The following is a 17,042-nucleotide window of genomic DNA, read 5'->3' as shown; positions in this document are numbered from 1 at the left end:
GCCTCCGGGCCGCGGGAGCCCCGCCGGCTCAGCCCACCGGGCAGCTCGGATCGCTCGACTTGATGATCTGCCAGTGCTCCCGCTTTACGACGACCGAGCTGCGGTCGGTCAAGTCCCAGAGCCTGATCCAGTCCGCCGAGGACGGGAACGCGAGGTACGGGTGGTCGGGGCTGACGGCGCTGCCCTGGAACGGCGGCGCAGTGGAGCCGGCGGCCGGGCGCACGCAGACCCGCTGCGGTGCTATGCCGAAGTACTGCTCGGGTTGACTGCCGGCCCTGGCCTGCGTGGCCGCGGCGGCGGCTGCCTCGGTCGCCGGGGTGAGGACCTGTACCCAGAACACCGCGACGGTGGCCATGAGAGCGACGCAGAGCAGGCCACCCCAGAGCGGGATTCCCTCGGCGCCGCGAATGGCGTGGAAGTGTCGTGCGTAGCCCAGGAGCGCGAGTGCGACGAGCGGGCCCACCACGATCACCATCCCCTTGGTGTCGGCGATGAGCTGCCAGCTGACGGGGATGAACACCTCCTCGCGGCTGGCGTCGAAATAGTCGAGGTAATAGGTGTGGAGGGAGAACCCCGGGACCGGCAGGACGGGGAGCGCGAGTGGGAGGAGTGCGGGGACGAGCCAGGCTGCCATCGCCTTCCGCGACAGATTGCGGAACAGCAGGCGCAGGCCGTTCCCGGCCAGGAACGCGGCGGACATGACGGCTGTGAGTACCGCGGCGCCCTGTCGCGAGGGCGCCGCGAAGGGCAGGGCCAACCCCGTCCCGATCACGACCAGGCCCGCCGCCCAGCCGACGGCCGAGGCCGGCAACGGCCGGGTGTGTTCGGGGTGGGTGCCGTACTGGGCCAGGAGCAGGCCCGCCGGGGCGCCGAGCAGCAGGGCGAGAAGGAGGGCGGCTGCCCCCGTGGCCAGGGGATGGGGCTGTGCCGCGTTGAGCCACGTCCCGAGGTTCAGCAGGACGACGGCCGCGGTGAGGGCGATCGGCAGACCGATCCGCTCCGGTACGACGTGCTGCCGACGTCGACTCGGCTGCTCGACCCGGGAGGACGGGCCGAGCAGCCGGGGGAGGGCGTTGTGCGGGGGTGCGGCGCTCTCGGTCAGGGCGCGGACGGTCGCCAGCTCGGCGGCCTGCCGGACGCCCGGTCCGGTGGGCAGGAAGATCTCCCGGCCGGTGTCGAAGAGGCCGCTCCGCAGCAGAGGGCGGCGGAGCCAGTCCGGCCGTACGGCCGAGGGGAGCGGAAGGTGGGCGAGCCACCGGGTGCGGGGCGGATCGGAGGGGACGATCGGCTCCAGGACCTTGAGCTCGACCGACACCGGGGTCCCGCGGCGGGCGCGTTCCAGCGCGGTCTTGACGACCTGGGCCGCGCCCCAGCGGGAGCCATTGACCCCGGCCTCGACGATCCAGGTCTCGGGTGCCCTTCCGGCCTCGGCCGCAGTCTCCGTCCCGGACGGGGCCGAGACGATCCAGCCGCGTGCGGCGAGAAGCTCCTTCAGCCGGCTCCGGCCGCCCGGTGAGCCGCTCACCTCGATCTCCAGGCGGAACCAGTAGTCGTAACCCGGTTCGTTCTCGGTCATGTGAGCCCCCTTTTTGCGCCGAAATTCCTCGGGTTCGGCGGTCGGACGGAGTCTAGGGAGCTTCCTGATCGAAAAGCCAGCGATTTATGAATTCAAAAAACAACTGAGATTATTTATTGCAACGATATTTGGATATGTTTCGGCGCGCGCCCGTCGGAGTGGGCGCGCGCCGGAGTGGAACACGGTGGAGCAGGCGGACCGGGTCCGGCCTCAGGCGGCTCTACCTTCTGAGCCGGGTTGATCGAGCCATTCGTAAGGTTGGGTCGCCCAGGGGTGCTGGGTGTGGCTATCAGGCGGCTGCCGTTTCGTGGCTTGCGTCGCTTTGCCGCCCGGTGCCCCACGACGACTCGGCCGCCGATTAGGAAGTGCGAGCAAGTCGCTGAGTAGAGCAATGCCGGCGAGGTCGTCCGTGGTACGAACAGCACGAACACGCACGTCAGGAGCATGATGAGCCGGATATGGGCGGGGATCGACAGCGGCAAGGGCCACCACCACGGCCTGGCCCTGGACACCGAGGGCAAGACCCTGCTGTCGCGGCGGGTCGCCAACGACGAGCCCGAGCTGCTGCAGCTGATCGGCGATGTTCTCGCCCTGGCCGGCGGCGATCGGGTGACCTGGGCGATCGACATGACCGGTGGGGAGCCGGCCCTGCTGCTGAGCCTGCTCGTCGCGCAAGGCCAGGAGGTCCTGTACATCCCCGGCCGGCTGGTGAACCGGGCATCCGACGGCTACCGCGGCGAGGGGAAGACCGACGCCCGCGACGCCTACGTGATCGCCGACCAGGCCCGGATGCGGCGCGACCTGCAGCCCGTCCGTCCCGGTGACGAGGCTGCGATCGAGCTCAGGCTGCTGACCGGCCGACGGGCCGACCTGGTCGAGGACCGAACCCGGGCTGTCAACCGCCTGCGCGGCACTCTGCTGAGCATGTTCCCGGCCCTGGAGAGGGCCCTGGACGTGACCAACACCGGTCCGCTCAAGCTGCTGACCGGGTACCAGACCCCGGCCGCGATCCGCCGCACCGGCGTCGCACGGCTGACGAAGTGGCTGGCCAACCGCAAGGTCCGCAACGCCAGAGCCCTCGCCGAGGCGGCCGTCGAGGCCGCCGAGCGCCAGTACACCTCCGTCCCCGGGGAGAAGACCATCGCCAGGCTGGTCCACACCCTGGCCGAGGGGGTGATGGCCCTCAACGAGCAGATCGCCGAGATGGACAAGCTCATCGAGGGCCGGTTTCGAGAGCACGAACTCGCCGGCATAGTCGAGAGCGTCCCCGGTATCGGCATCGTGCTCGGCGCCGAGTTCCTGGCCGGCGTGGGCGGCGGTCTGGACGGCTTCGCCTCCCCGGACGCCCTGGCGGCGTTCGCCGGCGTCGCACCGGCGCCCCGCGACTCCGGCAAGGTCAGCGGGAACCTGCACCGGCCAACCGTCTACCACCGCAGACTCCAACGCGTCTTCTACACCTCCGCGTTGGTCAGCATCCGGTGCGACCCGAACTCGCGGAAGTTCTACGACCGCAAGCGCGCGGAGGGCAAGCGGCACGTCCAAGCCGTGATGGCCCTGGCCCGCCGACGGGTCAACGTTCTCTGGGCCCTGATCCGTGACCGACGGTGCTACCACGTCACACCTCCAGTGACCACGGCGGCTTGACAACGACATTAGGAAGCGAGGTCGGGGTGGTGGCGGCGGGTGACCTCGGGGTGGGCGCGGGTGTAGCCCTTCCACTCGTTGAAGCCGAAGTCGGCGTAGAGCGGGTTGGCCGGGTCCTGGGTGGCGCCGGGGGCGTGGTGGGCGAGCGGGAAGTCCAGCGGCTCGATGTGGGCGTCCAGGCGCGGGTTGTAGAAGAACGGGACGGAGTAGCGCTCGCGGGCGCCGGGCGGGCTGACCACGCGGTGGCTGGTGGCCTTGAGGTAGCCGTCGGTGGCGACCTCCAGCAGTTCGCCGAGGTTGACCACGAAGGCGCCCGGCATCGGCGGGACGTCCAGGAAGGAGCCGTCGGCGCGCTGGACCTGCAGGCCGCCCACGGTGTCCTGGAGGAGCAGGGTGATGAAGCCGTAGTCCTTGTGGGCGCCGACGCCCTGGCCGGCGCCGTCCGGGGCGGTGCCCGGGTAGCGGACCAGCTTGAGCCGCAGGTGCGGGTGGCCGGCGAAGGCGTAGTCGTAGAACTCCGGGCGGGCGCCGATCGCGGTGAGGAGCTCGTGCAGCAGCGTGCGGGCGACGGAGCCGAGCCGGTCGATCCAGTTCAGGGCGGCGTCGCGCAGCTCCGGCAGGGCCGTCGGCCACTGGTTGGGGCCCTCCAGCCACCAGTAGGCCGGCTCGCCCGGGGCGGGGACGTGCGGGGGCAGTTCGGCGCCGATGTCGAGCTGGTCGCGCCAGTCCTGGCTGCCGCCGGTGCGCTCGTCGCCGGTGCGGGTGTAGCCGCGGTAGTGCGGCGAGTTGAGGTTGGCGACGGCGAGGCGGTCGGCCTCGGGGAGGGTGAAGAAGGCCCGCATGGCGTCGGTGAGGGCGTCCGTCTCGGCCGGGGTGACCCCGTGGCCGACGAGCTGGAAGAAGCCGACACCGGTGGCGGCGGCCCGGAGCGCGTCGTGCAGCCGGGTGCGGTCCGCCGGGCTGCCGTGGGCGAGCGAGAGGTCGATCACCGGGAGGGCGTCCTCGGTGGTCGGGAGGGTGGCCGAGGAGGTGGTGGGGTGCTGCTGCGACATGGATGACATCCGCTGGGTCTCGTCCCGGCCGGCTCCGGTGGTGACCGGGAATGCCGGGGACGCGCGCCTGGTGCGGCGGATGTGCCCGGGGCCGGGGAGGGGGGACGCGGCCGGTGGGGGCCGCGCTGAGGGTGGGGTGCGAGGTTCAGCTGGAGCGTCGACAGGACATGCTGGTCACGCGGAGCAGGTCCACGTGGCGACGGCGAACGAGTATGAGCACGTCACCAGCCTAGATCAACCGTTCGGGTGGTGGCGCCGGGGGCGGGGTTCTATGGCATGGGCATGCCGAGATAGTGCTCCCGCCGCGCCGTCCCGGCAAGGGGCCGGGCGCCGCCCCGGACGGGGCTTGACCTCAAGCGGGCTTCAACTTCCATGATTGTCCACATGAACAACGCACTCATGAACGCCGGTTCCGTCGAGGCCGAGATCGCCGCCATCCAGCAGGTTGTCGCCACCGTCCAGCACGCGCAGATCAACGAACTCCCGGAGGTGTTCATCGACCTCTTCCGCGAGGACGCGATCTGGACCACCGGGCACGGCAAGGTCCTCCTGGGCCGGGACGCGATCGCCGAGTTCACCCGCAAGGTGCTCCCCGGGGCCTTCGCCGGCACCGGCCGGACCGCCAGTTACGAGGTGGCGCACGTGTTCTTCCTCCGCCCCGACGTCGCCGCCGTCAAGGTCCGCCAGCGGTACCTCGACGCCGCCGGCGAGCAGGTCGGCGACGAGGGCAGCCCGCTGTACGTGATGGCCAAGGAGGACGGCCGCTGGCTGCTGACGGCCAATCAGAACACCGTGGTGGTCCCGGAGCAGTAAGGGCTACCGGTGCCGGAGGTGGGCGGCCGCGGTCGCCCGGAGCCGGTCGTGCAGGCCGTCGTACGCCCGGCTCCGGCCCAGCAGGGACTTGGGCAGCTTGGCGGCCATGGTGTAGTTGGTGTCGCACACATTGGCCGCCGGGGCCAGCCCGGCCTGGCTGACCAGCTGGTAGGCGTCCAGGGTGTCCAGGCCGAGCAACTCCCCGGTCCAGCCGACGAGATCGTGCTGGCTGATCCGGAAGGCGTCCTCCAGCGGGCGGGCCGAACCGGTGGAGATCAGATAGCGGTCGTCCTCCAGCCGGGGCCAGGCGGGCCCGCCGCCCTTGATCAGGTCGACCACGACCGTGGTGCGCATCGCCGTCTCGACCGCCGTGCCGCACACCTCGCCCTCGCCCTGGCGGGCGTGGCCGTCGCCGACGGCCAGCAGGCCGCCGGGCACGTTGACCCGGAAGTAGGCGGTGGCCCCGGCCCGCATCTCGGGGGTGTCGAGGTTGCCGCCGTGCGCGCCGGGCGTGATCGACATCAGGGTCTCGCCGCCGGCCGGGGCGACACCGACCGTGCCGTGCATCGGATCGAGCGGCAGGTCGACGGTGAAGTCCCCGACCCGGGCCCGGAACCGGCAGGTTCCGGCCGCCCGGTCCAGCTCGTACACCCAGACCCGCTCCTCCAGTGGGGCGTGCAGCATCGCGGTGCTGTGGGTCGCGGTGAGCGCGCCGAAGTGCGGGAAGGTGCTGGAGATCCCCCAGTCCCGGGCCGGGGTGATCTCCACGAAGTGCACCGCGAGGGTGTCGCCGGGCTCGGCGCCGGCCACCGCGATCGGTCCGGTCACCGGGTTGAGGTAGGGGAACTCGCAGACCTCGCTCGGCAGGTCGCCGGTGCCCCGGACCCGGCCGCCGAAGCAGTCCTCGGTGGTCAACTCGACGATCGTGCCCGGCCGGACGGTCACCAGGGGGGCGCGTCCGCCGAAGGTGTAGGCGTACTCGTCGGGGGTCGGGGAGAGCGTGACGACGTCGGGGAGGCTCACTGGTTCTCCTTGCTGAGGGGCGAGTCGGAGGTCGGGGAATCGGGCGAGGGCGAGTCGGCGACCGCCGTCAGGTTCGGCCGGCGGCCGGAGAGCATCAGTCCGGCCAGGACCAGCCCGCCGATCGCCAGCCAGACGAAGCCGAGCCGCTGGGCGGCGATGTCCGCGTTCACGACCACGTACGCCAGGATGGCGAATCCGGCGGCCGGGGCGAGCAGATGGCGCCACCAGTCCCGGCTGCGCCGCCGCACCAGGTAGTGCACCACCACGGACACGTGCAGGACCAGGAAGGTGGTCAGCGCGCCGAAGTTCACCAGCGTGGACAGCAGGGTGATGCCGTCCTCGCGCGAGGCCGTCCAGAGGCCGAGGACGAGCGAGACGCCCGCCGTCAGCAGGGTGGCGTTCACCGGGACGCGGCGGGTCGGGTGGATCCTGGCGAGGAAGGCGGGCAACTGCCGGTCCCGCGCCATCGCGTACAGCAGCCGGGAGGTGGCGGCCTGGGCCACCAGGGAGTTGGCGAAGCCCCAGGCGACGGCGGTGGCGGCGGCCGTCACGGTGGCGAGCCAGCCGCCGGCGGCGACCCGGGCCGCGTCGTAGAAGGCGGTGCCGTCCGGATCGCCCTCGGTGATCAGCGCGTTCGGGTCCGGGACGAGCAGGGAGGCGATCCAGGTCTGGGCGATGAACAGCGAACCGGCGAGCAGCAGGGCGGCGATCATCGAGCGGCCGATGGCCCGGGTGGAGTCCCGGTTCTCCTCGGAGAGGGTGGAGATCCCGTCGAAGCCGAGGAAGCTCAGTACCGCCACCGAGACCGCGCCGAACACCAGACTCCAGGAGAACGTCTGGGAGTTGTAGACGGGCGTGAAGTCGAAGCCGCGTCCCTTTCCGGCGGCCAGTGCCGCCAGGCCGAAGCCGACGAAGACCAGCAGCACCAGCAACTCGCCCACCAGCATGACCTTGTTGACCTTCGAGGTCATCTCGACGCCCAGGTAGTTGACGGCGGTGTTGAGCAGCACGAAGCCGACCAGCCACAGCCAGACCGGGACGGCCGGCACCAGGGAGTTCATCGCCACACCGGCGATCAGGTACAGCAGGCCGGGGACGAGGACGTAGTCCAGCAGGATCATCCAGCCGGCCAGGAAGCCGACCGGGGCCGCGATGCCGCGCCCGGCGTAGGTGTACACCGAGCCGGCCATCGGGAAGGCCCGCGACATCTGGGCGTAGGAGAGGGCGGTGAACATCATCGCCACCATCCCGAGCCCGTACGCCAGGGCGACCATGCCGCCCGAGCCCTGGAAGACGCTGCCGAAGATGCCGAAGGGGGCGATCGGCACCATGAAGACCAGGCCGTAGACCAGCAGGTCGGTGAAGCGCAGGGAGCGGCGCAGCTCCTGCCGGTAGCCGTAGCCCTCGATGCCCGCGGGGCCGGAGGGGTCGGCCGGCGTGGAGGGGTCGGCGGGCGCTGACGGGCTGGTGGGCGCGGACGGGCTGGTGGGGCCGGACGGGCCGGAGGGCGGGGCGGGTGCTTCGGACATGGGGGGCTCGCTTCCGTGACGACCCGGGGTGGTGGTGGGAGACACTAGAGCCAGTTATTTCCAAATGGAAGGGTTTTCGCGGGAGGTCGCCCGGGTACTCCACCGTTCACGGCAGGACGGTGAACCCCAGGCCCTCCGCCCGCGCCAGGTGCACCCCCTCCCGGGCCGGTCCCAGCGGGGCCCGCGCCCACGCCCGCCGCACCGCCGGGCCCTCCCCGCACAGCAGGCGCGCCGCCGCCCGCGCGAGCCCCCCGTCCGCGACCAGCTCCCCGCGCGCCGCCAGTGCCGCCACCAGGTGCAGCCCGTCGTAGAGGCCCACCGCGTACGCGTCCAGCACCGGCGCGTACGGGCCGAACACCGCCCGGTGCCGCTCGGCCAGCCGCACCCGCCGCTCCTCCCCGAGGCTCACGAACGACGGCATCGCGGCGTACAGCGTGCCTGTGGTGTCCCCGCCGTACGCGAGCAGGCTGTTCTCCTCCAGCGCGCCGGACAGCCGCACCAGCCGCCGGTCCAGGCCGGTGCGGCGCAGCGCCCGGTTGAACCGCACCAGGTCGGCGCCGATCAGGCTCAGCAGCAGCGCGTCCGCCCGCAGCGTCCGCAGCGCGTCCAGCAGCGGCTCCAGTCCCCGTTCGGTGGTCCCGAACGGCAGATGCCGGTCCAGCACCACCCGCGCTCCGGCCCGGGCCACCGCCGACCCGGCCGTCCGGTGCACGGAGCGGGGCCAGATGTAGTCGTTGCCGACCAGCGCCCAACGGCGCAGCCGGTGCTGCCCGGTGAGCCGTTCGACCACCCCGGCCAGCTGGCGGGCCGGCTCCACCCCGGTGCACAGGACGCCCGGCAGCCGCGTCCCGCCCTCGTGCGGCGGGGTGAACACGTACGCCGCCCGCCCGGTGGTCACCGCCTCCACGGCCCGGTGCACATCGCTGGAGTGGCAGCCCGCCACCGTGTCCACCGCCCCGGCGTCCAGCAGCTGCGCCACCTCCCGGGCCACCGCCTCCGGCGGGCCGCCGCCGTCCACCAGCACCAGTTCCAGCGGCCGGCCGCGCACACCGCCGCCGGTGTTCACCTCGTGCGCGGCCAGCAGCGCGCCGTCCAGCGCCGAGGGCCCGGTCAGGCCGAGCGGGCCGGACTGCGGCACGACCAGGCCCACCCTCAGCGCCGGTGCCTCACGGGGGAGGTACAGCGCGTCGAGTGGCTCCAGCAGCTTCACGTCGGCGCCCATGGCTTGCGAGTATCGTCATGGCAGCCGGTCCGGCCAAGCGGGCCCGGCGAGGCCGGGCGGGACGACAGGACCGGCCGCGGGAAGAGCGACGGGGAGAGCGAGACGGCCATGACACCACCAGCCACCCCCGACACCTCGGCCCCCGCCGCCTCCACCCCCGGTACCCCGGCCCCCGCCGCCGTCGACGAGCCGCTGCTGATCGAACTCCTCACCCTCGCCCAGCGCCGGCTGTCCCGCGACCTGGCCGCCCGCCTGGAGGCCGAGGGCTGCACGCTGGACCAGTGGCGGGTCATGCGGTGCCTCACCGACGACGCCGGCCGCTCGATGGGCGACCTCGCCCAGGCGCTGCTCATCCCGCAGGCCAGCCTCAGCCGCATCGTCGACGCCCTCACCGAGGCCGGCCTCGCCTACCGCCGCCAGGACGAGCAGGACCGCCGCCGGATCACCGCCCACCTCTCCCGGCGCGGCCTGATCCGCCTCGAACGCCTCGACGCCCTCGCCGCCGCCCACGACGCCGCCGTCCGCACCGCCTGCGGCACCCCCGACCCGGGCCCCCTCCTGCGCCACCTCACCGGCGCCTGACCGGGCGCCTGCCCGACCCGGCACCCAGCGTGACCTGCGGGGACGGCGTTTGACGAACCGGCGGCCCGGCCTGCATTGTGCGGGGTCGAATCAGCTTTCCGCGCCCCGGGAGAATCGTTCATGCCTGCCAACCGTGCCGTCGTCGCGGCTCTCGCCGCTCTGGGTCTGGCCCTCACTGCGACGGCCTGTGACGACGCCAAGGACTCCACCGCTGCCGCTGCCGCTGCCGCGTCGAGCCCGGCCTCGCCCAGCCCGACCGAGCGGGTCGCCTCGATGACCGGGAAGCGCCTGCTGGACAAGGGGCGGGAGGCGTACGGCAAGGCGTCCTCGCTGAGGATGACAGGATTCGTCGTCGACGAGGACAGCGGTCGGAGGACCGGCGTCCAGCTGGCCGCCGACCGGAAGGGCCAGTGCCAACTCAAGGCCGACGTCGACGGCACGGGCCAGTTCGAGATCCTGCGCACCGAGGGGACGACGCTGTTCCGGCCGAGCACCGCGACGCTCACCGCGATACGGGGCGCGGCGGTCGCCGAGCGCTACCGGGACCGCTGGTTCAAGATCCCCGCCGGGTCGGAGTACTCGTCCCTGGGCGACCTCTGCGACCTGGCCGGGCTGACGGCCTTCGGCGATCCGAACGGTTCGTGGCAGGCGCTGGCCGGCGAGCCCGGTACGGTCGCCGGCCGGGCGAGCATGGGCGTCCAGCTGAGCTCCACTGAGGAGGGTGCCTTCACCGCCCACCTTGCAGCGGAGGGTGCCATGGTGCCGCTGCGGATGGAGGACGGGTGGGGCGAGTCCGCGGGGAAGAAGATGACCCTCGACTTCACCGACTACGACGTGCCGGTCGTCCTGCCCGCCGTGCCCGCGGGGTCGGTCGTCGACGGCGATCTCCCGGCGAAGGGCGCCGCCTGACCTGCCCGGGCCGGTGGGCGCCTGGGGGAGTGCCGGCCGGGCGGCTGCGCCTCCCCGTCCGGAGAACGAGAACGGAACCCTGCAGTTCCGGGTCGACATCCCTCGTAGAGCGCGTCCCGCTGAACCTGCTGTCCCTCGGCCCGTCTCCGTCGCCGGGACTCGCACGTGGCTGCGCGGAAGGCCGGAAGGGCCGCTCCCCGGCCGGCGGTCGGCCGATGCCGGGTACCGAGCAGGTGCGGTGGAATGATTTTTCCCGGAATTCCGGCCGGCGATGTCGAGACCGTGCGGCCGGCTCCGACCCCTCGGTGCAGGCCCACCACGAACGAGGAGCGCAACCGTGAAGTACATGCTGTTGATGCAGTTCAGCAAGAAGGACGTCGACTTCCCGAAGGTCGAGGACTGGCCGCTGGAGGACGTCCGGATCCACGTCCAGTACATGCGGGACCTGAACGCCGAGCTGGCCGGCACCGGCGAACTCGTCGACGCCCAGGGCCTGGACATGCCGGAGACCGCCCGGATCGTCCGGGCCCAGGGCGGCGGCGTGCCGGTGGTCACCGACGGGCCGTTCGCGGAGAGCAAGGAGTGGGTGGCCGGCTGGTGGATCGTGGACTGCGCCACCCAGCAGCGGGCGATCGAGGTCGCGGCCAAGGTCTCGGCCGCCCCCGGGCCGGAGGGGAAGCCGCTCGACATGCCGGTCGAGGTGCGCCGGATCATGTCGGAGCCGCCGGTCGAGGTGTGAGCGCCGACGTGTGAACGCCGGTCCGGCCGGGTCCTGGGGGCAGCCCGACCGGACCCCCGTCCGGACGGCGCGGCCCGGCCGCGCCGTCCGCGGGGTGTCAGGACCGCCCCGCCGCGCTCTCCGCCGCCGTCCGGGCGGCCCGCTCGACCCGGGCCCGGTGGGCCGCCCACCAGGCCTCGTCGCCCGGAGCCGTGTTCTCGCCGTCCCGGCGCTGCCCGGTCGCGCCGTCGACGAGCTCCCGCACGATGTCGGCGTGTCCGGCGTGCCGCTGGGTCTCGGCGGTCATGTGGACCAGGCTGTGGTGCAGCGTCACCGCACTGCGGTCGCCCCACGGCACCCGCCCGACGGCGTCCAGCGGCAGCGCGGCGATGGTCTCGTCCGCGTGCGCGCAGGCCGCGCGGTACTGGCCGACGATCAGCTCCCGGCTCTCCTCGGGGGTCGCCCAGAAGTCCGCGTTCGGTTCGGCGTCCCCGGTGATCCACGGCCGGGGAGCCTCGACGGGCCGGCCGAAGGTCTCCCCGAAGTAGAGGGCCTCCGCCGCCGTCGCGTGCTTGACCAGCCCCAGCAGATTGGTCCCGGTCGGTGTCAGCGGGCGGCGGACGTCGTACTCGGACAGCCCTTCGAGCTTCCACAGCAGGGCGTCCCTGGCGTCCTGGAGGTAGGTCCGCAGGTCCTTCTTGAACGCCTCCGCGGGAGGGGCGGTCTCGGTCCTGGTCGCGGTCCTGGTCTCGGCGTCGGTCCTGGTCTCGGCGTCGGTCCTGGTTTCGGTCATGGCGGCCAGTCTTCCGCCGCCGCCCGGTCCGTTCACCGGATTTTCCGGCGGCGGGGCCGGGCCGCCCTCACTGCGCCCCGACGGGCAGCAGCCCGCGCTCGCCGAAGACCTTCTTGGCGACGAACGTGGCGTTCAGGGCCTTCGGGAAGCCGCAGTAGCCGGTGGAGTGCAGCAGCACCTCGGTGATCTCGGCGGGCGTGAGGCCGACGTTGAGGGCGGCGTTGAGGTGGACCTCCAGCTGCGGTTCGCAGCCGCCGAGCGCGGTGAGCATGCCCAGGGTCACCAGCTGCCGGTCGCGGGGCTGCAGCCCGGGGCGGCTGTAGATCTCGCCGAAGCCCCAGGCGACGATCTGGTGGGCGAGTTCGGGGTGCACGTCGGCGAGCGCGTCGATCACCCGCTGTCCGGCCTCGCCGTCGACGGCGGTGAGGACGGCCAGGCCCCGGTCGAACCGCTCCTGCCTGGTGCTGGCGGTCTCGGCGCCGGTGCTCTCGCTGCTGGTGCTCTCGCTGCTGTTGGTGCTGTCGGTGCTCATGGGGGTCTCCGTTCCCTGGTGGTCCTCGGTGTGCGGTGCCGCCGACCGTACGACTTGGAGTGCACTCAAGGTCAACCTTTCCCACCGGCGCGGCGGGTCGCCGGGTTCCGCCGATCTGAGCAGGGCGGATGCCGATGGTTATCATGCGGACGGGGGAGTCGTTCCGGTGTGGGGGGAGTCGGTAGGTGGGCCAGGTCGGGGGGTCCGGCGGGCTGGGGTTCGAGGTGCTCGGGCCGGTGCGCGCGCTGCGGGACGGGGAGGAACTGCCGCTCGGTTCGCCGCAGCAACAGGGGCTGCTGCTGTCCCTGCTGTTCCGGTCGGGCCGGCAGGTGTCGGGCGGCCAGCTGATCGACGACCTGTGGGGCGACGAGCCGCCGGCCAGCGCCCACGGCGTCATCCGGACGTATGTGCACCGGCTGCGCCGGGTCCTCGGTCCGGACGTGCTGACCTCGCTCGGCGGCGGCTACCTGCTGGTGGCCGACCACGACGGCCTCGACACCGCCCGGTGCGAGAACCTGGTGGCCCGGGCGCGGATGCTGCGCTCCGACGGGCGGCCCGCCGAGGCCGCCACCGCACTGCGGGCGGCGCTGGCGCTCTGGCGGGGCGAACCGATGTCGGGGGTGCCCGGACCCTATGTGCAGCGTCGGCGCCGGGAGTGGGAGGAACGGCGGCTCGCCGTCCTGGAAGCACGCCTGGAGGCCGAGGCGGAGGCCGGGGCCGCGCGCGGGACCGTGGGCGGCCGGTGGACCGGGGCGGTCGCCGAACTGACGGCCCTGGTCGAGGAGCACCCGCTGCGCGAGCGCCTCTCCGAACTGCTGATGCTCGCGCTGTACCGCTCCGGACGGCAGGCGGACGCGCTGGAGGCGTACCGCGCGGCGGACCGCCGGCTGCGCACCGAACTGGGCGTCGCGCCCGGCCCGGGCCTGCGCGAGCTGCACGGGCGGATCCTCGCGGCGGACCGGACGCTCACAGTGCCCGTCGCACGGACGCCTACGGTGCCCGCTGTCCGGGACGTCGCCGCCGGGGAGGTCGCGCCGACGCTCCCGGGGGAGGCCGCCGGGCCGGCCGGGGCGGATCCGGCCGCTCTGCTCGTTCCCGACCAACTCCCGGCCGCCGTAGCCGATTTCACCGGCCGGGAGGCGGAGGCCGAAGCGCTGCGGGCCGCCCTGCGGGAGCCTGGCTGCGTGCCCGTGGCGGCGGTCGCGGGCATGGGCGGGGTCGGCAAGACCGCGCTCGCCGTGCAGGTCGCGCACGACCTCGCCGGGGAGTTCCCGGACGGCCGGCTCCATCTCGACCTGCACGGCACCGACGGCCGTCCGACCCGGCCCGAGGACGCGTTGGCGGTCTTCCTGCGCTCGTTCGGCGTGGTCGGCGGGGCGATCCCGACGGGTTTGGCCGAACGCGCCGCCCGCTACCGCTCGTTGCTGTCCGGACGGCGGGTTCTCGTACTGCTCGACAACGCGCGCGACGCGGAACAGGTCCGGCCGCTGCTGCCGGGCAGCCCGGGCTGCGCCGTCCTGATCACCGGCCGGACCCGGATCGGGGCGCTGCCCAACGCCCGCTTCACCGAACTGGCGGTGCTGTCCGCCGACGAGGCCGTCACCCTGCTGAGCCGGACGGTGGGCGGCGAGCGGGTCACGGCCGAGCCCGAGGCGGCCCGCGAACTCGTGCGCCTCTGCGGGCAGTTGCCGCTGGCGGTGCGGATCCTCGCGGCCCGGCTGGCTTGCCGTCCGGGCTGGAGCATCGCCCGGCTGGTGGAGCAACTCGGCGGCGACCGCTACCGCTTGGACGCGCTGCGGGCCGGGGACCTCGCCGTGGAGCCCTCGTTCCGGTTCGGCTTCGACCAGCTGGACGCCGAACAGGCGCGCGCGTTCCGGCTGTTGGCGGTTCCGGAGGTGCCGGACCTGTCGCCCGGGGAGGTGGCCGCGGTGCTGGACCGGCCGGCGGCCGCGGCCGAGGAGCTCGCCGAGTCCCTGGTGGACTGTTCGATGCTGGAGATCGCGGCGAACCCGGACCGCTACCGCTACCACGATCTGCTGCGGGCGTTCGCCCAGCGGCTCGGTCGCGGCGACGCCGCCGGGGTGCAGGCGGAGGGGGCGGCAGGGGCAGAGGCAGGGGCAGAGGCGCAGGCGGAGGCGGAGGCGGAGCGACTGGATGTGCTGGCCCGGTTGGTGGACCACCACCACGCGAGGGTGACGGCCGGCCCCAGCATCCCGGCGGCCGTAGCCGGGGACTACGTGGCCGTCGGCGCGCTGGTGAGCCAGTGCGCGAAGCTGCCGCGCCCGGCCGCCGGGGCGGCGCCCTCACTCGACCGCCTCGCCGAACTCCTCCTGGGCGTCTGCCTGTCGGTGGACTCCGGCCGTGCCGCCCGGCCGCTCGGGCACGCCGCCAACGCCCTGCTGCGCTCGGCCCTGGAGCAGGGCGACCGCACCGCCGAGGCCCGGGCCAGACTGGTGCTCGGCCGGCTGCTGACCGAGGTCGGCTCCGCGTCCTCCGCGCTCTCCGAACTGCTCCGGGCCCGCGACCTGTGCACCGCGCACGGGCTGCCGGAGCCGTTGCTCGCCCTGGCGCACGGCTCGCTCGCGGCCTGCTTCGTCCAACTCGGCCGGGCGGAGGAGGCGGTGGCCGGTTTCTCGGCGGCGGTCGCGGTCCGGGAGCGGTCCGGGGACCGGCGGGCGCTGGCCGCCGAACTGCTCGACCTGGCCGGGGCGTTCGCCGGGCAGGGGCGCTACGACGCGGCGGGCCGGGTGATCGACCAGTCGTTGCTGGTCAGTCATGAACTGGCCGACCACGCCTTGGAGGCCCGGGCCCGGGAAGCGCTGGGATCGATCGCCCACGACCTCGGCCGCCACGACGGGGCGGTCTCCCACCGGCGGGCCGCGTTGGCCCTGACCGACCCGGCCGACCACCGGCGCACCGGCCGGATCCTGCTGCGGCTGGTCGAGTCCCTGCGCGCGGCCGGGCGCGGCCCGGAGGCGGTCGAGGCGGCGGAACGCGCCGTCGAGGCGCTGACCCTCGACGGCGACCATCGGGGCCGCGGTCTGGCCCTGGCCGCACTCGGCGACGCCCTGGCCGATGGCCCGGGGGCGGCCGGCTCCCCGGGCGCCGGAGTGCTGCCGAGTACGGCCGACGATCCGGTGCCGGCCGACGATCCGGTGCCGGCCGAGGTCCGGGCGCGGGCCCGGGCCTGCTGGGCCGAGGCGCACGACATCCTGGCCCCGATCGGCTCGCCCGAGGCCGAACGCCTGGTGCCCCTGCTCGGCCAGGACCACCCGACGGGGCTGCCCCGGCGGCGCTGGCCCTCCTGGCTCCCGGCCTGAGCCGTCGGGCCGGGAGCGGGGAGGGAGGGCCCGGCGCCGCCGGGGGCGGGGTCAGGCCGCGGTGACCGTCCAGATCTGGTCGGCGGAGGCCTCACAGCTACGGAGCATGGCGGGCGTGTTCGGACCGACCGCGGACAGGCAGTGCAGCGCATCCCCCAGGACGCCCAGCAGATAGCCGCCGGACACCGGGACCAACGTCCAGGCCTGGTTCGTCCGGTCGGGCACCGGCTGGGACAGCCTGGTCAGGGCATGGCTCTCCTCCAGGTCCAGGACCTTGGCGAACCGGCTGGAGCCGTTGAGGAGGGAGTACCCGCCCCCGGCCCGCGCGGCCAGCTGCCACACGCCGCCGGGGCCGCCGTCGTCCCGAACGACGACCACCGGGTTGCCGTCCCGGTCCACGGACGCCAGGTTGTAGAGCACGGCCCCGGCGTTGGAGAGCCGGGCGCGCGGGGGCAGCGGGCCGGGCTGCTGGGTCGGCGGCTTGATCGGCGGTGTCGAGTAGGGCGGGCCCGCGGTGTACGCCGGGGGTGTGTACGGCGCCGGCGGCGTGTACACCGGGGCGGGCGGCAGCGTGGAGGTCGTGTACGCCGGGGGGACGGTCCGGCGCGGCGCGGTGGTGTAGGCCGGGTCGCCCGGCGGCGGGGCGGCCGTGTAGACGGGGTCGGAGGGTGTCGACGGCCGCTCGGGAGGGTTCGTGGCGGCGGTGCCGGGGGTGCCCGGTCCGCCCGCCGCCGAGCCCGGGGCCTGGGGAGCGGCGGGACCGCCGGGTGCTCCGGGGGCCGTGGCGCCGGAGGCGTTCGGCGCGGTGTCCCGGCTCGCGGGACCGCCCGTCGATCCGGCCACCGGGCCCCCGGCTCCGCCGACCGCTCCGGCACCCGCGCCGCCCGCCGCCCCGCCCACCGCTCCGGCGCCGACACCGGCCTCGGGGAACTGGGCGCCCGGTATGCCGGGCGGGAGGGAGGCGGAAGGCGAGGGGGCGGCGGGGGAGGGCGAGGCCGCGCCCGGGTCGGAGGCCGGTCCGGCCGAGGCCGCCGACAGCGGGTCCGCCCGGACGGGGTCGCCCGGTGCTCCCGCGGCGGCCGCCCCCGCCACGACGTCGGCCCGCTTCCCGTCCTGGTGCAGTACGACGGCCGTGCCGGCGGTGACGGCGCAGCACAGCACGGCCGCGCCCGTCGCGAGCAGGGTCCGGCGGCGGCTGCCGAAGAGCGTCGCCCGCCATCCGGTCGCACGCTTCGGTGGGGCGACGGTCTCCACCAGGAGCAGTTCGCGCGCCGCAGTCCCGAGCGGATGCGGCCCGGTGCCGGCCAGGAGCGACCCGGTGCCGATCGA

At 74.0% G+C, this 17,042-nt stretch carries 13 protein-coding genes and 1 pseudogene; 6 read left to right on the top strand and 8 right to left on the bottom strand.

Going from position 1 to position 17,042, the window contains the following annotated elements:
• Positions 1-28: 28 nt before the first annotated feature.
• Positions 29-1,576 carry a hypothetical protein gene (locus tag BI06_RS26605; RefSeq protein ID WP_043472120.1) on the bottom strand — a complete coding sequence of 516 codons (1,548 nt, stop codon included), beginning with the start codon at positions 1,574-1,576 and terminating at the stop codon, positions 29-31.
• Positions 1,577-2,023: 447 nt separating this feature from the next.
• Here BI06_RS26605 and BI06_RS26600 point away from each other — a divergent pair, with 447 nt between their 5' ends.
• Positions 2,024-3,220 carry an IS110 family transposase gene (locus BI06_RS26600; RefSeq protein ID WP_043463675.1) on the top strand — a complete coding sequence of 399 codons (1,197 nt, stop codon included), beginning with the start codon at positions 2,024-2,026 and terminating at the stop codon, positions 3,218-3,220.
• Positions 3,221-3,228: 8 nt separating this feature from the next.
• On the opposite strand, the gene BI06_RS26595 is transcribed toward BI06_RS26600, so the two are convergent.
• Positions 3,229-4,272 (bottom strand): isopenicillin N synthase family oxygenase, encoded by a 1,044-nt coding sequence (locus BI06_RS26595; protein ID WP_082558697.1) that lies wholly within the window; start codon positions 4,270-4,272, stop codon positions 3,229-3,231.
• 384 nt (positions 4,273-4,656) lie between these two features.
• Here BI06_RS26595 and BI06_RS26590 point away from each other — a divergent pair, with 384 nt between their 5' ends.
• Entirely contained in the window at positions 4,657-5,085 is a 429-nt protein-coding gene (locus BI06_RS26590; protein WP_030391162.1) for an SgcJ/EcaC family oxidoreductase, read from the top strand.
• 3 nt (positions 5,086-5,088) lie between these two features.
• On the opposite strand, the gene BI06_RS26585 is transcribed toward BI06_RS26590, so the two are convergent.
• From BI06_RS26585 to BI06_RS26575, 3 genes are all read right to left on the bottom strand, one after another.
• The gene (locus tag BI06_RS26585) at positions 5,089-6,108 is read right to left on the bottom strand and encodes an acetamidase/formamidase family protein (RefSeq protein ID WP_043472114.1); all 1,020 of its coding nucleotides are present in this window, start codon (positions 6,106-6,108) and stop codon (positions 5,089-5,091) included.
• Entirely contained in the window at positions 6,105-7,637 is a 1,533-nt protein-coding gene (locus BI06_RS26580) for an APC family permease (RefSeq protein ID WP_082558696.1), read from the bottom strand. The genes BI06_RS26585 and BI06_RS26580 overlap by 4 nt, the downstream gene beginning before the upstream one ends.
• A 106-nt stretch (positions 7,638-7,743) precedes the next feature.
• Positions 7,744-8,859: a substrate-binding domain-containing protein gene (locus tag BI06_RS26575; RefSeq protein WP_030391159.1), complete on the bottom strand. Its 1,116-nt coding sequence runs from the start codon at positions 8,857-8,859 to the stop codon at positions 7,744-7,746.
• 108 nt (positions 8,860-8,967) lie between these two features.
• Here BI06_RS26575 and BI06_RS26570 point away from each other — a divergent pair, with 108 nt between their 5' ends.
• The 3 genes from BI06_RS26570 (at position 8,968) to BI06_RS26560 (ending at position 11,089) form a co-directional block, all read left to right on the top strand.
• Complete coding sequence (locus tag BI06_RS26570; protein WP_051741908.1) at positions 8,968-9,441, top strand: MarR family winged helix-turn-helix transcriptional regulator; 474 nt, start codon at positions 8,968-8,970, stop codon at positions 9,439-9,441.
• A gap of 120 nt (positions 9,442-9,561) precedes the next feature.
• The gene (locus BI06_RS26565; RefSeq protein WP_043472110.1) at positions 9,562-10,350 is read left to right on the top strand and encodes a hypothetical protein; all 789 of its coding nucleotides are present in this window, start codon (positions 9,562-9,564) and stop codon (positions 10,348-10,350) included.
• Between the two features lie 346 nt (positions 10,351-10,696).
• On the top strand, positions 10,697-11,089 hold the full coding sequence (locus tag BI06_RS26560; protein ID WP_037778695.1) for a YciI family protein: 393 nt from the start codon (positions 10,697-10,699) through the stop codon (positions 11,087-11,089).
• Positions 11,090-11,186: 97 nt separating this feature from the next.
• Here BI06_RS26560 and BI06_RS26555 read toward each other — a convergent pair whose 3' ends face one another.
• Positions 11,187-11,861: a DinB family protein gene (locus tag BI06_RS26555; protein ID WP_082558774.1), complete on the bottom strand. Its 675-nt coding sequence runs from the start codon at positions 11,859-11,861 to the stop codon at positions 11,187-11,189.
• Between the two features lie 67 nt (positions 11,862-11,928).
• Entirely contained in the window at positions 11,929-12,393 is a 465-nt protein-coding gene (locus BI06_RS26550; RefSeq protein ID WP_082558695.1) for a carboxymuconolactone decarboxylase family protein, read from the bottom strand.
• A gap of 185 nt (positions 12,394-12,578) precedes the next feature.
• On the opposite strand from BI06_RS26550, the gene BI06_RS26545 reads away from it, so the two are divergent.
• Positions 12,579-15,713, top strand: a complete 3,135-nt coding sequence (locus tag BI06_RS26545; protein ID WP_051741905.1) for a BTAD domain-containing putative transcriptional regulator — start codon at positions 12,579-12,581, stop codon at positions 15,711-15,713.
• Positions 15,714-15,764: 51 nt separating this feature from the next.
• Here the strand turns inward: BI06_RS26545 and BI06_RS51200 are convergent.
• Positions 15,765-17,042 (bottom strand): annotated as a pseudogene (locus BI06_RS51200) (hypothetical protein); the annotation flags it as partial.

This window comes from Kitasatospora sp. MBT66 (assembly GCF_000710405.2).
In the GTDB taxonomy this organism is placed as follows: Bacteria; Actinomycetota; Actinomycetes; order Streptomycetales; family Streptomycetaceae; genus Kitasatospora; species Kitasatospora purpeofusca.
Note: the sequence above shows the minus strand (reverse complement) of the source record. Positions and strands in the feature narration are given on the sequence as shown.